The organism is Clostridium sp. KLE 1755 (assembly GCF_000466465.2).
Classification (GTDB): domain Bacteria; phylum Bacillota; class Clostridia; order Lachnospirales; family Lachnospiraceae; genus Eisenbergiella; species Eisenbergiella porci.
This window is the reverse complement of the sequence record NZ_KE992663.1, coordinates 21,371-37,565: the sequence shown is the minus strand read 5'-3', so window position 1 is coordinate 37,565 and position 16,195 is coordinate 21,371. Positions and strand designations below refer to the sequence as shown.

At 45.8% G+C, this 16,195-nt stretch carries 12 protein-coding genes; 2 read left to right on the top strand and 10 right to left on the bottom strand.

Features of this window, described 5'->3' with window-relative positions:
• Positions 1-229 (top strand): hypothetical protein (locus tag HMPREF1548_RS30205; RefSeq protein ID WP_207644058.1); only part of this gene is annotated, 229 nt, incomplete at its 5' end.
• On the opposite strand, the gene HMPREF1548_RS04225 is transcribed toward HMPREF1548_RS30205, so the two are convergent.
• The 6 genes from HMPREF1548_RS04225 to HMPREF1548_RS04200 all read right to left on the bottom strand — a co-directional run bounded on the left by HMPREF1548_RS04225 (position 209) and on the right by HMPREF1548_RS04200 (position 9,630).
• Positions 209-2,521, bottom strand: coding sequence for a hypothetical protein (locus HMPREF1548_RS04225; RefSeq protein WP_021634538.1), 2,313 nt, complete (start codon positions 2,519-2,521; stop codon positions 209-211). The genes HMPREF1548_RS30205 and HMPREF1548_RS04225 overlap by 21 nt on opposite strands.
• Before the next feature lie 60 nt (positions 2,522-2,581).
• Positions 2,582-3,472 (bottom strand): carbohydrate ABC transporter permease, encoded by an 891-nt coding sequence (locus HMPREF1548_RS04220; protein ID WP_021634537.1) that lies wholly within the window; start codon positions 3,470-3,472, stop codon positions 2,582-2,584.
• 12 nt (positions 3,473-3,484) lie between these two features.
• A complete protein-coding gene (locus tag HMPREF1548_RS04215; RefSeq protein ID WP_021634536.1) occupies positions 3,485-4,417 on the bottom strand; it encodes an ABC transporter permease in 933 nt (310 codons plus the stop codon).
• A gap of 92 nt (positions 4,418-4,509) precedes the next feature.
• Positions 4,510-6,306: an extracellular solute-binding protein gene (locus tag HMPREF1548_RS04210; protein ID WP_021634535.1), complete on the bottom strand. Its 1,797-nt coding sequence runs from the start codon at positions 6,304-6,306 to the stop codon at positions 4,510-4,512.
• A 185-nt stretch (positions 6,307-6,491) separates the two neighbouring features.
• Entirely contained in the window at positions 6,492-7,853 is a 1,362-nt protein-coding gene (locus HMPREF1548_RS04205; protein ID WP_021634534.1) for a response regulator transcription factor, read from the bottom strand.
• Position 7,854: 1 nt separating this feature from the next.
• Positions 7,855-9,630 carry a sensor histidine kinase gene (locus HMPREF1548_RS04200; protein WP_021634533.1) on the bottom strand — a complete coding sequence of 592 codons (1,776 nt, stop codon included), beginning with the start codon at positions 9,628-9,630 and terminating at the stop codon, positions 7,855-7,857.
• A gap of 281 nt (positions 9,631-9,911) precedes the next feature.
• Here HMPREF1548_RS04200 and HMPREF1548_RS04195 point away from each other — a divergent pair, with 281 nt between their 5' ends.
• Positions 9,912-10,859, top strand: coding sequence for an aminoglycoside phosphotransferase family protein (locus HMPREF1548_RS04195; protein WP_021634532.1), 948 nt, complete (start codon positions 9,912-9,914; stop codon positions 10,857-10,859).
• A 128-nt stretch (positions 10,860-10,987) separates the two neighbouring features.
• Here the strand turns inward: HMPREF1548_RS04195 and HMPREF1548_RS04190 are convergent, their stop codons facing one another.
• The 4 genes from HMPREF1548_RS04190 to HMPREF1548_RS04175 form a co-directional block, all read right to left on the bottom strand.
• Entirely contained in the window at positions 10,988-13,549 is a 2,562-nt protein-coding gene (locus tag HMPREF1548_RS04190; protein ID WP_021634531.1) for an ABC transporter permease, read from the bottom strand.
• Positions 13,542-14,231, bottom strand: a complete 690-nt coding sequence (locus HMPREF1548_RS04185; protein ID WP_025487951.1) for an ABC transporter ATP-binding protein — start codon at positions 14,229-14,231, stop codon at positions 13,542-13,544. Before HMPREF1548_RS04185 ends, HMPREF1548_RS04190 begins: the two co-directional genes overlap by 8 nt.
• A gap of 234 nt (positions 14,232-14,465) precedes the next feature.
• Positions 14,466-15,404 carry a sensor histidine kinase gene (locus HMPREF1548_RS04180; RefSeq protein WP_021634529.1) on the bottom strand — a complete coding sequence of 313 codons (939 nt, stop codon included), beginning with the start codon at positions 15,402-15,404 and terminating at the stop codon, positions 14,466-14,468.
• Between the two features lie 11 nt (positions 15,405-15,415).
• Positions 15,416-16,111 (bottom strand): response regulator transcription factor, encoded by a 696-nt coding sequence (locus tag HMPREF1548_RS04175; protein ID WP_021634528.1) that lies wholly within the window; start codon positions 16,109-16,111, stop codon positions 15,416-15,418.
• Positions 16,112-16,195 lie beyond the last annotated feature (84 nt).

Below are 16,195 nucleotides of genomic sequence, written 5' to 3'. Positions count from 1 at the left end.
CAGGAAATTTAAGCTTAATCAGCAGGCACTTATTACTGCCTTTTCAAAAATCATTTCCAACCATCCCGCCCCCAACAAAAATAAGAAGCCCTATACCGTCAATCCAAACAGTACAGGGCCTCATACCATACATACGCCAGCCAGCGCACGTTTCCCATCAGCTAAACCTTTGCCAAAACTCTCAGATTTCCCCATTCAAGGAAAACTCTCAGCACTCCCCATTCAGTGAAAACATCAGCGTATCCCCCATACGCATCTCAACCTCCAGCTTTGTCACATTATGTCCGTAATACCTCTTCTCATACACCTCAAAGGGGCTGCATTCCTTTTTGAAATAAACCGTATGCTTTCCCTTATAAGAGGCATGGACCATCACAAAATTCTTATTGGCATAAAGCACATCATCATCCTTATTGTAAAGATGGCATCCGGCATACTCCGCCAGGGAAGCCAGCAGCTCAGACCGCATAATCTGGGGCGCGCAGTACACACTCGTCCAGCCGTCCATCTCCTTCAACCCATAAGCAGGAAGTCCCAGCTCACAATAAGTGCCCAGAATCTCCGCCTCCGGATCATCAATATAAAAACCAGGATTCATATAGGCAGGCAGAATTACATTTTCCAGCCATACATTGGAATGCACATCCCTGTCAATATAGCCATACCTGCGATCCTCCACCGCGTACCGCACCGCCGGATGATCCAGCCTGCTTATCTTAAACCTGGGCGAACATGTATGATCAATCCGCCCCGTCTTAAACCCGGTCAGCTGCTCTATATTTTCATTGCACATCACAGCTTCTGCATCCGGGTTAATGAAGCCCGGCGCATACAGCCAAAGCACTACCGCATGATTTTTCCTGGCCTTCCGGATAATTGCTTCTCTTTCCTCATCCGTCAGCCGGAAAACATTCATCATCACATATAGCTTATAATCCGGCATATCGTCCCTGATACAGTCATTATGGAAATAATAATCCACCGGAGCGCCGATCCTTGCCAAATCGGAGGTTCTGTAATAATCCAGCATCAGCGTATTCGTATACATGGAAACCGTATGGCAGCTCTCCTGATCATAAATCAGGGCAATTTCATTTTCTTTATTTCTGTCCAGCCCATAGGCAAAACGCGCGATTTCCTCCTGCCTGCGAAACAGCTTATAAATCTCCTCATGCTGATAACGCCCGCCTTCCGCATGCTGATCAAACCACCATGCATAAATATCCTCGCACAGCACCCGTGCAAAATCCCTCTTCAGGGTAACAATACTGTCCCTCACATCATACAGCCCCATGGCATCCCGGTAAAAGCTGTCCTCCAGATGCGTCCTGCTGTCCTCCTCCGCCACAAACATCTGCCCGCGGAGCCTGAAGGAATCCTGCATTTCACGCTGCGCCACATTGCCGCCCGGCTCCCTGTTATTATAAACTCCCGGCGCCGCCAGGAAATCCACGTACCCGCAGTCGAGTATCGGAAGCGTGGAAGTGGCCGTGCTGCTGTTAAAGAAATCCGTACACCCATAAGAACCATAAAACGCCCCTACGATTTTCCCCGCATACCGCTCCTTCAAAAGCCTGGCAAAATAAATGATCGCATCCGCCGTAACCTCATGGAAAGCATCATAAAAGTCAGCCACATACCTGTAATCCTCCATATTCAGGAACACCCCAAGATTGGCGGCCTTCTCCGCGTCCATATCAATATTCTTTCCAATAATACGGTCCGCGCTCTCATAATACTTCATGGCATCCATGATGCCCTCTTCCATAAAAATAAAATACTGCTCCTGCACATTGGGAATCACCGGCTTATCAAAAGAAGCATCCTCCCTCTTCCAGGCCTTTTTCAGCTTTTCCTCCGACCCATACCTCTTCTTCAGGAACTCCCCGTAAAACCTCACAAAGGCAGGGAAAAAATCCCCATACTTATTTTTCGTTCTGTCACAAAGCACATTTACCGGATACCACTCCGAGGTTCCCCCTGCCGCCAGAAAATATCCGATCACCCTGTCCGCGAACGGAAGGGAATCCACCTTATCACAAAACTCCTTCAGCGCTTTTCCCGCCGCCTCCCTCCATTTTTCGGAAGCAAACGAATACATCCCGGGAATCTCATCCCGATGCACCTCAGAAGCCAGGATTGCAGGCTCATGGCTTCCATCCTGATAAGTAATCAGCTCCTCCTTATTCTCCTCCATCCAGTCAACCGGAGGATGCAGCCCGATTCTCACGATAATATAAGCATCCGGTACTTCATTAAGAAGCGTCCGGGCGTTCTTCACAAACGCCTCCATCCCGCTGTCCTCATGCTGCTTTATTCCGGACTCATCCACAAAATCCCGCCCCGGCCTCAGCCAGTCCGTATTCGTCATCAAAAAGAAAACCTTCAGCCCCGACTCCCCCAGCCGCTTAATATATTCAGCCTTATGAAAGCGAGTAGTCATAGCCATCGGCGGATAAGCCCTGCCGTCAATCACCAAAGCCGGACTTCCATTCACCTTCTTAACCTCAGTAAAACTCATTAAAAGCCCCTCTCTTTCCTTTCGTAACAGACCCGATACCTGAACTGTTACTTTTCATCACTACTCCTTCACAGACCCAACTGTGATGCCCTTTACAAAGAACTTCTGTAAAAATGGATAAACCACCAAAATAGGAATAATCGAAATAAACAGCTGTGCGCTTCTTACCGTTTTTTCACTCAGGCTGGACAGCAGGGCAAGCTGTTCCGGCGTCATATTCGTCATCGTCTGGTTATTGTTGATAATCTGCGTTGCCAGATAGGTTGCCATGGGATAATTATTCGGGTTGTTCATATAGAACATACCGTCGAACCATGCATTCCAGTGCCCGATCATGGAAAACAGCAGCAAAGAAGCCAGAGACGGTTTGGACATGGGCAGAATCACCTGAAACAGCGTCTGCCAGTGATTGGCCCCGTCCACAAAGGCCGCCTCCTCCACCGCTCTCGGCAGCCCCCTGATAAAGTTCATCATGATGATCACATTCCAGATATTCATGGCGCAGGGAAGGATCAGCACCCAGAAGCTGTCCAGAAGATGCAGGTTTTTAATGATCATGTAGGTAGGGATCAGGCCGCCGCCCAGGAACATGGTTATGGCAAAGTAAACCATATACCAGGTACGTCCCCTGAAATGAATCGGGGAACGGGAAAGCGGGTAAGCCGTCAGTATGATCAGAATCATATTCAGCGCTGTACCTATTACCACCCTACCGCCTGCTATTCCCACAGAATGGAAGAAATCCTTCTTTTTCATCAGATATTCATAAGCGGAAAGGGAAAATTCCACCGGAACAAAGGTCACGCGCCCCGCCATAGCTGCATTGCTGCTGCTCAGGGACATGGCAAGGACATGCAGAATCGGGAAAATACAGGTCAGCGCCACAAGCGTCAGCACAACCGTATTAAACACCTGATAAACAAAATAAGAACCGGAACGTTTGATTTTCATCTTGCACCCCCTTTAAAATACGCGGTAATCGCTCTTTTTATAGAGAATCAGATAACTGGTTCCCACAAAGATCAGCGAAATTACCGATTTAAACAATCCCATAGCCGCAGCGGCCGAATACTGGTGGCTCGTCATACCGAGCCTGTATACCAGGGTATCCAGAATATCCACTGTCCTCTCAACGGTAGGGTTATACATGATCAAAATCTGCTCAAATCCCGCATTCAGGATATTCCCCAGCCCAAGGACGGTAAGTACCGCCACCATGGGAAGTATGCTTGGAAGCGTTACATGAAGCACCTGTTTCCAACGCCCTGCGCCGTCTACCTGGGCAGCCTCATAAAGCGTGGGATCCACATTGGTGATAGCCGCCAGCAGCAGCACCGTATTATATCCCATTCCCTTCCATACATCCGAACCGATAATAATCGTCCTGAAGTACTTGTTGCTAACCAGGAAGGCCGTGGGATCCATGCCGAACAGATGCATCATTGTGTTGTTGATAATGCCGTCATAGGCAAAAATTTCAAGTATCATTCCTGCAAGTATCGCCCAGGAAAAGAAATAGGGAATGAATACGATTGTCTGCACGGAACGCTTAAACCAGCTTTTCGTTACCTCATTCAGCATCAGCGACAGTATCAGAGGCACCAGTATGCTTAATACGATTTTAAAGAAAGAAATGATCATCGTGTTTACAAAAGCCGTCCGGAAGCTGGGCATGGTAAAAATATACTGGAACTGCTTCAGGCCCACAAAGGGTGACTCCCGAAAGCCCATCAGGGGCTTAAAATCCTGAAATGCCATAACCAGGCCAAAGATCGGCAGATATGCAAAAACAGTGGTAAACAGCACCGCCGGTATCAGCATGACATGAAGCTCTCTGGTCCTGTACAGGCTCTTTTTTTTCTTTTTCTCTTTTAATTCCGTTTTCTGCTGTGCCATGGACTCTTACTCCTCTCCAAGCCGATAAGGAAAATGCCATATTTTACATGTAAAATATGGCACAATTCCTTATGATGGCTGCATTTTAAAATTTATTTGTTATTCTGATACCATTCATTGACTTCTTTTGCAATTTCATCGCCGCCCTGTGCTTTCCACTGCTCAACGAACTTATCAAAGTCGGAGATTGGCGTCTCACCCATAACCATGCTTAAGAAGGTGTTGTTGCGCAATTTATCAAGCTCGGCCTTTCTGGATACCATTGCAGGTGTGGTTACATAAACCTCATCATAAATAATGTCTGCTGTTTCAATGGTATGAATCATGTTGGCAACGCCTCCGTCGGGAGCAAGCCGGCTGAAATAGGTACCCCAGGCTACTCCGTCGTCCGGGTTTTCCTTATAATTCAGATAAGAAGCCCAGGAACCCCAGAATTCATTATTTCTTGCTGCATCCGCTTCCGTGATCTCTGTCTTTCCTTCCTCTGCCAGCTTGTTGATAACCTCAAAGTTGGTTCTTAAGCAGGTAGGAGAATAGATACGGTAAGGAAGCCATGTATAAACGTAGCTGTACCACTCTGTTTTTTCTTCGTCTGTCATTGCGTTCTGTCTTTCAGGGTTGCTGTTTTCAAGTGTATACTGTAAGGACCAGTACATCATTTTGAATACGGCTTCCGGATTCTTACAGTCACGTCCAACCACTACAAAGTTGTTTACCGGATAACGGTCAACCATGATTGCAGGCTGGTTTCCGTCAGGAGAAAGGTTGGGCCCAATCACCCAGTTGGATTCAGGATGCTCTACCTTATTGGTATTCAGCGGCCAGTTGGGAACCCACCAGGATGCGGGAACGATTGCATATTTTCCGGCTACAATATCATTTACTATCGGAGAATCCGCCGCCCAGATATCATATGCGGCAAAATCCTTCTGGAAATATCCCTTGTTATACCACTCGTTCAGCTTGGTCAGAGTGGTCTTGATCCCCTCGTCAATACCTGCATACTGCAGTGTCCCGTCTTTATCATACCAGCCGTCCGCCCATGTCTCATAAGCGTGGAAGAAGGGCTGGAAATCCGCAAGCTGTGCATCCATGTAATTCTTGCAGGCAGGGATTACGGGGCCGCCGATCTTGCCGTCGCCGTTATAATCAACCTCCATCAGCTTATCACACAGAGCCTCGAACTCCTCGATTGTTTTGGGAAGCTGGTCAGGTGAGGTAATCCCTACGCTTTCCAGCTGCGTCATATTATAAATCATCTGGGAGGTCATCTGCGCCGGATCCGTGCCCATAGGCAGTCCGTAGATTTTTCCGTCTTTTTTCGCTACATTGATGAAATTTCCGTCATAGTTGAAAATGTTGTCCAAATCATCACAACGGTACTTCTCATAATACTCGGTCAGATCCGCAAGGCCGCCCTGGCTTGCCAGATCTTCAAAATCATTGGGATTTACCATAAATACATCCGGGAGATTTCCTGCCGCCAGCTCGGCGCCGAACTTCTCTTCGTACTGATCCGCATTTACAATCCAGTCATATATCAGGTTAATATTCATTTCTTCCTTCAGAAGCTTTACCGCAGTTGATGTCTCAGGCGTACAATCTGAAGGAGTGTTGGGATCCTCGGATTCCCTGTACTGAAGTACGATATGGATGTCCACCGGTTCGTCATAAGGCTCCAGCAGAAGCTCCTCCGCGCTTTTTGCCGACTCACCGGATTTTTCTGCTGCCGTTGTGTCATTTGCATCAGCTGCTGCCTCGGTACCTGCGGCATCACTGCCGGACGAAGCGCTGCCGCCTGATGATGCAGTCTTACTGTCTCCGCATCCGGCAAGGCATCCGGTTATCATGGCTGCTGAAAGAAGTACTGCAATCAATTTCTTCTTCATACTTTATCCCCCTTATTGTGATCGTTTATTTACTGTTTATTATATCTATTTTTATTAATATTTTAAGGTTCTTTTGTACATAAAAACGGGATAATTGTATTTTTTATTTTTTTCAAATACAATTATCCCCTTTTCGCAATACAATTGTGTAGTTTTACTGTTTTATTAATTATTTCATTTACTTTTTAGTTATTTTCACGGTACTGTTTTGGGTTTTCTCCCGTTCTTTCCCTGAAAATCCTTCGGAAATAATGTTCATCCATATAGCCAACCTGGCTCGCAATCCAATAAACAGGCTGTTTTGTCTCCACCAGGTATTTTTTTGCCGATTCAATACGCATATCATTCAGATAAGTCACAAAGGTCTTTCCTGTAACCTTCTTAAAATTCTTGGAAAAATGGCTTTTGCTCATACCGGTCAGGCGGAGAAGCTCCTCCAGCGTAATCTCCCTGTCCATATGCTCCCTGATATAATTCATGGCCTTATGTATGGCCTCCATCGTACCGATTTCCTCATCGCCTTCCCCAATCTTTTTCAGCACCAGGCCCCGTACTTCGTCAAACCATTCCCGCCACTGATACCACCACCTAAAGCCTCCCACCTCCTCAAAATACCTGGTAAAATCCTTTCCGGAAAACTCCGACCAGTACAGGCTGAACTGATAAAAAACAGCCGTCCTTTCTTCCCTGGAAAGCGCTGCGTGACGGATTTTGGCCATTCCCGCTTCATAGCATTCCTCATGCAGCATAAACTCCATACGAAGACTCAAATCCAGAATTTCCTTCCTGGAAGCCCCGGGCAGCTCCTTTAGAAGCTCCGGATACAGATATGCATAGCTAAAGCAGGAGGGTCTTCGATCTTCAAACAGCTTTCCCTTCACTACCGTTTTCATCATATCCTCCAGCTGATCATAGGGTACCCCTTTTACCTGTTTGATCTCCAGGAGCGAGCATCTGTCCGCCCCAAAATCCTCTATCAGGGATTTCAGCCGGATGATATTGCATTCCCCGGAAAAAAGAAGATGAGTCTCGCTTAAAAACTCAAAGGGAATATTATTATTTTCCAGAAGCTTAACAGCCTCCGCTCCCTGCTCCTTTTCCTCCGTCTCCCAGACATAAACCTCATTATAAAGCACATTTCTTTTGCCAAGCTGCGTATGCCGCATCGTCTCCTGATAACGTATTTTGATCCCGTTCATCAGGGCATCCACGTTCTCCTCCTCTATCTGCGCCTTTGTGATATAATCCAGGATCCCGATTCTCACGGCCTGCTGAATCAACTCAAATTCCTGGTGCATGGTGAGGACTACGATCTGGATTTTCGGACGTACCCGCTTCACCTCCTGAAGAAAAGGAATCCCGGAAAGCCCCGGCATTTCAAGATCCGAAAAAAGAAGATCCACCTCTTCCCGCTTCAGAAATTCCACTGTTTCCTCCCCGCTTCCCGAATCACCCACAATCTCCATACCGAACCTTTCCCAGTCGATCAGCCCGATAATACCCCGGCGGACCAGTTTTTCATCATCCACTACAAATACCTTAATCATTTTACTGACTCCCCCTCTCAGGCCTGTCCGGGCCTGCGCCTATCTTTGCCGCCTCAAACGGAATTTGGATTTCAACCACATTCACCCCGTCCTCTGTCCGTTCCGCCCGCAGCTCAAATCCGTCCCCAAACCGGTTTTCCAGCATACGCGCCACATACTGCAGGCCGATTCCATTGGAAGAGATATCATTCTTCTGAACGAGAACCTCCTTAATCTTTTCCGGATTTATCGGCGTCCCGTCATTTTTTACCAGAACCGCAATTTTTCCATTGGCAAGCAGCTCCACCTCTATCCAGATATCCCCCTGGTTCAGTCCGCTGTGCAGGATAGCATTTTCCACAATGGGCTGCAGAACAAAACGCGGCATATCCGCTTCCAGAATTTCCGGATGCTTCCCCGTATCCATATGGAATCTGATATCATACTTCAGCTGCTGAAGCACAATATAGGCGCTGACTGCCTCCAGCTCACTTTTCAGGGTGGTTTCCCTCGTTTTTGACATATTATATAAAAGCAGCTTATTCAGGGCCGTAATAAAATGAACCATCTCCTTATCCTTTTTCCCCACAGCATACCATTTCAGCGTATCCAGCGTGTTGTAAAGGAAATGAGGGTTTATCTTCCCCAGCATCACCCTGATCTCCAGCTCTGATCTCTTTTTCTCCTCCTCCTGCACCCGGTTCAAAAGAAGAAGGATGTTGCTTTTCATCTTATCAAGCAAAGCAAAATTATCATCAAACTCCTGGATATTCATCTGCTCCACCTTGGTTTCCACGTCATTGTCCGATGCGATCAGCTGAAGCCTCTTTTCAAACTTTGTAAAAGGAGTATAAATACTCCTCCACTGCAGGACCGAGGCCAGAATACAGGCAAAAACCGCCAGAAGAGTGACAACGCTCAAATTCAGCGCCATTCCGTAAATCTGTCTGTAATATTCCTTTACGGGAACCCACAGATGGATTTTCCAGCCCCCTTCCTCCGTCCGTTCATAGGTTTTATAACGGCGGGAATTTTCTGAAAGCTCTTTTTTACAGGACTGAAGATCCGAAAAAAGAGGGACCAGGTTTTCATCTGAGCAATACATGGTACGCCCTTCCGCCGATTCAATCAGAAAAACGGTATCCATGCCCATCACACTGCCCGGCATCAGCTTTTGAAGATACTTGTACCCGGATTCCAGATAAATATAGATATCTCCGTACTCCTGCTCCACTTTATAAGTACGCAGAAGCGAAAGACAAGGATAAGAGGCCACCTTTGACTTTGACTCATGCGGCCCGTAGAAGTTCATTTTCTGCCACTGGCAGAGAAAATACTCATCCCCCGGAAGCTCCCCGTTTGCCAGTGAAGTCTGGTTTATTTTGACAGGCGCTTTCCCATCCTTAGGGACAACAATATACGTAAGATTTCCTATGGATGGATTGGCGATCTCATAATTGGCGATCTGCTCCCTCAGATAAATCAGCAGATCCCCCTTTTTAATCGTATCCTCCTCATCAAAATACAAATGAAGATTCTTACCCACAGTACCATCAGCCTCCAGCAGCCAGGAAACAGAATTCATACTGTTCATAAGATCCTTCATATCACTTGACACCTTATTAAGGTTGTTATTAATTTCCTCATCCACATCATTATGGTTGATCCTGTAAAACTGCAGCAGAATCAAAACCTCCACCACAAGAAGAGGAACCAGCATCCCAAAAACCCAGACCTTAATGATCCGCCTGGCAAAAGACTTCGAAGCCTTCCTCTTACCCTTCCCCTCATCACGCATCCCCAAACATCCTCCTCCGCCCCAAAATCAGCACATTCCCCTATATTTATTTACAGTATAACATACCCCCCTGTCTCATTCTACCAGAATATCCCACGGCCCGATTTCTGCTATTCTCCAATCCCTTGCTATTCACCGCCAAAATTTTCTTTGTTTTTTCAAATGGCTATCCAGGTGAAGTTTTCGAAATAAAGTGGAATTGCGAATAAAAATATGTTATAACTTAATCATCAATACAGCGTCCAGGTTTGACTTCAATTTGTGTATCCCGGGAGGTAAAAATGCACAGAATAAACGATTTTATAATAACTGATGAAACAGAAATTGCCTCACTTTTAGCCCCGTTTGACAGCACACTGACCATACTTGATTTTTCACTTATGAAAGACAGCATGAGCAATTCCGGCTATATTGTCACAACAAACTCCGGCAAATATTTTTTAAAAATTTATTCCAAGACTACCGACAAGATTGAGACGGCTGCATTATCCTATTTGAAAAATAAAATTAACGTACCTGCGTTGTTATTTTATGACGGAAGCAAGCAGCGTTTCCCATTCGCTTACGCTATTATGGAGTTCCTTGATGGCGTAACCTTCATAAATCATGTGCGGTCTAACCTGAAATACCCGCCGGAAATGGCATATGAAATCGGCAGGATATGTGCGATGATACATGAAAGAAGTTACGCACACGACGCATTGCTGGACGGAAAATTGAACCTGTTGCAGGAGCTTCCACGCACACGTGATAAAATATTGCATTTATTAAACGGGAAACCTTCGGAATATCTCAGGCCGGAAACGATTGATAGTCTGTGTGGGTTTATAAAAGAAAATCCGGATTTGTTCGACAGCATAGAAGCAAAAAGCGTCCTGTGCCATGGAGATTTAGGGTATGCAAATATTATGATATCCGATGGGAAGGTATCTTTCATAGATTTTGAGTTTACTTATTCCGGCAGTATATACCACGACATAGGACATTTTTTCAGGAGAAAAGACGACGATGTGGAGGCTCTTATCAACAGGCATATTTATGATGCCTTTGCGCAGGGATATAATTCGGTTTCAGCATCACCATTACCGTCCAACTGGCTCACGCTGGCGCATTTGTGTGATATAAGCGCCATGCTCTGTTTACTGACATACGACAATGTTCCAACAGAATGGGTGGAAGACATTGAGAATGATATTTTATGTGCAATTGACGAGGACAGCCGGCTCTAAACATAACATATAAAAGGAATTAGCGGCAGCTTTACGGCAGCGTCCCGGCCGTAAAGAAAACAGTCAGGGACGCTGCCATACAGCCGGAGGAATGGGAAAAGGCCCTTCAGTCCGAGAGGCCGCTTCCTTTATTCTTCACGAAGCATTTCTACTACGCTTTCTTTATCCGTCACTTTAATTGTAATATAAGGCACCACAACTCCGATAACCACCATAAAAGGCAGAACCATCATCATCGGCCAAATAATGAACCGGTAAGAGGTAAACCAGAAAATTACAAAGTTGCCGATAACTACATAAGAAAACAAGGTTCCCAATACAAGGCTGAACAGAATCACGCCTGCCGCATAATATCCGCCTTCCATGCATACCATTCTCCTGATCTGCCGCTCTGTCATACCGATTGCCTTTAAGGCGGCAAATTCCTTTTTCCTTGTAATGATGCTTGTAATACAGGCATTCACAAAGTTCAGTATGCCGATGATTCCAATAATCAGTGCAAGGACACTGCCGACCATTGTGAATGTGCCTTTCAGGTTTTCAAAATTCTTCACATACTTTACTTTTGATTCAAAGGACATCTGCGGCTCTATATTGTCCGTATAATTCTGCAGGAACTGCTGCATTTCCACTTCTCTGCTGTCCTCACACTGGAACCCATAGCTCATGACGCTGTCCATATTGCCGCCCAGCTTTTCGTATCCGGCAATGCTTGTATAAAATACATAATTATCGCCGGAATAGCGGACGCTGTTCGTATAATACTCGATTTTAATCTGGGCAATTACTTCAACTTCCTTTTCCTCGCCCCCGGGCATACGCAGCTTCAGCTTATCGCCAATAGAATACTGAATGCAATTCTCATAAACTTTTTTATAATCATCGGTTTCAAGCCCTTCAATGATGTAATTTCCCGTATCCAGCATCTCCTTCAGGACCTGGGGATCCTTCTCCCCTGCCACAATTTCAATTCTGGAAAGGGGAAGCTCCTCCAGTCCATACATCGTACAATAGGGATTCATATTTTCATCTACATTAACATAATTTTCATTTTTGTCCACGATAATTCCGTCCTCATCGTAGTGAATCGGACTGGGATCCGGCATAATTACCGTACCGTTCAGGCTGATAAATATTCTTCCCCCTTCTTCAAAGCCGGACTGCTTTTCAATTTCACTGATAAAGCTCTCGGAAATCCTCTCATCCGGGGAATGATACTCATTGTTGAAATACCGCGCATTTGCGGTCAGAAAATCCGTATCCACAAAGGTAGCCAGATATTTATCCAGATCAAAGCTCTCTGTAAGGGTCACCACGCTGTTAAGCAAAATGATGCTGAGGGAAAGAGAAATAATAACAAGCACCGTCCTCTTTCTGTTTCTTCCCAGATTGGAAAGAGCCATCTTATATAATTTACCGCCATCCGTGGATTTTTTTCTTTTCTTTTTGACATCTGCGGATATATCGGTATACTTTACCGCCTCCACCGGTGAAATGGATGCTGCAACTTTGCCAGGTTTTCTGGTGCTGATATAGACCGTAAAAAGAGAAAACAGCGCCGCTCCTATAAAAATAAACGGATTAAGTGATGTATTCACCACACCTTCCTGATAACTGCTCATATCAATAATCAGCGGCACAATTCCCTTTCCGATAAAAAATCCAATAATAAGCCCTGCAGGAATCCCATAAACCGACAGACGCATTCCCTGTCTGTTTATAATTTTGCGTATCTGCCGTCCCGTGGTGCCAATTGTTTTCAAAAGCCCGTAAAACCGGATATCCCTGATAACAGAAATCTGGAAAATATTATAAATGATCAGATATCCGGTAAGGATAATCAGGCCCAGAGCTGCCGCAATCGCTAAAACCGTAGTGGGATCCTGCCCTATATTATTGGACATATAAGCCCAGTTCACATTGCATCCCAAATAGTTGTCATCCTTTTCATCCAGGGAATAACCCAGATTCTCCACTACGGTCTGCAGCTTCTCCGTCATATTGGAGGTATTCTTAAACATGATCTCATACATGACAGAACCAGACATATACCAGTTTTCTTTATAGGTGTAGGCCAGTTCCTCCGCATATTTATCCGTATATGCCTTGGAACAGAGTGCAAATCCCACATTCATGGCTGACTTTTCCGGTTCCCAATAACCGCTCAGCACAAATTCCCTTTCTACCTGTTCCCCCTTCACCGTAATAAGAAGTGTCACCTTCTCCCCCAGCTTTGCCGGTACCCCCAGCAGCCGGAGAGACTCCGTATCCATAGCGATTTCATTCTCTGCTTCCGGTAATTTTCCTTCTTTTAAACTGATAAAACCGAGTCTGGCCGCTGTCGGATCCTCATAATACATCTCCACACGACGCTTTAGAAACTCCGGATTATCTACGGAATCAGCCAATACCTGCCTGTAGCCCGCTTCCTCAATCAGAGGATCCGCTTTTAATTTCTCCAACAAATCCTGAGGTGCGAATTTAATAGTACCATGGGACATGGATCCTGCCTGAAGCATGGTATTATACTGGAAGGATTCAATAGCGCCGCTCCCTATGGTGAAAAGAGTTGTAAAAAGAATCGTCGTCAGGGCAATGGCAATGACTGCGATAAAATTGCGGGTTTTGTTTGCCTGAAAGGCTTTGTCGGACAGACGGTTAATACATTTTTTGTTTTTTACCTTAAGCATCTGCTTCCTCTCCCTTCCTGCCCTGAATCAGGCCGTCTTCAATTCTGACGATCCTGTCCGCAAGCTGCGCCAGCTCCGGATTGTGAGTGATCATTACGATGGTCTGGCCGAATTTATCCCCGGTCACCTTTAAAAGCCCCAGTACATCCTGGCTCGTTCTGGAATCCAGATTTCCGGTAGGCTCATCTGCAAGAACGATGGCGGGCTTTGCAGCAAGCGCCCTGGCAATTGCGACCCTCTGCTGCTGTCCGCCGGAAAGCTGGTTGGGCAGGTTATCAAGCTTTTCCTTGATTCCAAGCGTATTGATAAGCTCTTTTACGTAGCCCTTATCCACCTTATTGCCGTCCAGTTCTATGGGAAGGACGATATTTTCATATACATTCAGCACCGGCACCAGATTATAGCTCTGGAACACAAAGCCTATTTTTCTTCTTCTGAAAATGGTCAGCTCCTCATCCTTCAGGCTGAAGATATCCTTGCCATCCACGAATACCTTACCGGAAGTGGGACGATCCAGTCCGCCCAGCATATGAAGGAGCGTTGATTTCCCGCTTCCGGAGGTTCCCACGATTGAAACAAACTCGCCTTCCTCCACCGAGAAGTTTACGCCGTTTAAAGCATGCACCTCATTTTCACTGGAACCATAATATTTTTTCAGTTCTACTGTTTTCAAAATACTCATAATAAAACTCCTCTCCATATCGCTGTCTTTTCTTTTATCTAAGACAACTATACACAACAAATCTTTCCATCATCTTTCCTGCCGGAAAGAAATTATGACACTTTTGAAAGAATTGTCTTCAATTCTTAACAGAATCTAAAAAAGCCCCATGCATTCCGGAATTCTGTCTCCGGAACACACAGGGCCGTTCCCGCCCGTATCAGCAAAGCTTGTTCTTCATCCCGTTTTACAGGATCACTGTTTTTCCGCCAGGAAGACCTGAAATAAAGAGCCTTTCCCGGGTTCTGATTTGAGGCTGATATAGCCTCCCTGCCTGGCAATGATCTCCCTTGCCAGGTACAGCCCCAGGCCGATGCCCTTCATGCCGTTTACCCTCTCCGAACGGTAGAACCGCTGGAAAACTGCCGCCTGCTCTTCCTCCGCAATCCCGATTCCATTATCCTGAACCAATACCGCCGTAAAGCTGCTGTAGGGCTTTACGGAAATTTGGATAACACCGTTTTCATCCGTATATTTCAGCGCATTCTCTATGATATTTGAAATGGCCTCCACCGTCCATTTCAAATCATAAAATGCCTCTACGCTTCCGGCTTCCTTATAACCGGGATCAAATATGATCTTTTTCCCGGTCCTATTGCCATAGCTACCTTCCAGGCTTTCCATCAGCAGGGCAATATCCTGCATCTGCGGATGCACTGCCACAATGCCGTTTTCCAGACGGGACATTTTAACCAGGTTTTCTATCAGAAAGGCCATCCTGTCATTTTGATCCACAATCTGGTTAACCAGATGCTTTTCTTTTTCCTCCAGGTCACATTCCGCCAACAGGCCGGAATACAGCTTGATGGTTGTAATCGGCGTTTTTGTCTGATGGGAAATGTTGCTGATCAGCTCTTCTATTTTTCCCTTGTCTTCCTCCACCTTCTTTCTGCCAAGAAAGCTGGAGGATATAAATTGATACATTTTATTCTGCAGCCTTGATAATCTCTGCTCATCAAAGCTTTCTTCCTGAAAATTACCGTCTATGGCGCTGTCTATCATCTGTTCCAGCTTCTTATATTCCCTGATAACATAAAGGATAAGATATACAGAAAAGATCAGGAGAATTACCGTTATGATCAGGAACACCCCTAAAATACAGGTTATATAAGGACTATTTAAAAGAAATGACATGCCGTTCCTCCTCAGTCTGCCTGGAAGCGGTATCCGATCCCATAAACCGTCTGAATATAACGGGGGTTCCTGGGATCCTCCTCCAGCTTGTCCCGCAGCCTTTTTATGGATACGGACAGCGCATTTTCGTCTACAAAATCACCGTCGTTTCCCCATACCTTTTCCATCAGGGTTTCTCTGCCCAGAACCATGTTTTTATTTCTCATCAGGGTAATCAGCAGCTTCTGCTCCGTTTTGCTCAGCAAAACCTCCTCATCCCCCCGGTAAAAGCTCTGTTTCTCTAGGTCTGCCGTAAAAGGCCCTTCCTTCAGAAGCGTAACGCTGTCTTCAGCGGACTGGTATCTTTCCGCCCTCCGCAAAGCAGCCATAACCCGCTCCCTCAATACCGCAAGGGAAAAGGGCTTGGTGATATAATCATCCGCTCCTGCCTGGAAGCCCGTGACCTCATGAAGCTCCGTATCCAGGGCTGTTAAAAAAATAACAGGATCATTTCTTCCTTCTTTTCTGAGCCGGCGGCAGATATCAAGGCCGCTTCCATCAGGCAGATTAATATCCAGAAGAACCAGATCAAAGGACTCCGTTTCCAGCATTTTACGCGCTTCCTTAGCGCTGTGACAGCAACGGAATACAAAGCCGTCCTGCTGCAACACAAGGACAATTCCTTCAGCCAGCGCTTTATCATCCTCAACAATCAATATATTTTTCATTTTTTTACCACCGTATTCCCCTGTTCTGTGCTTTCTGATGGACGAAGCCGGTTTTAAAGACTCACCGCCCGTATAAAAAACACC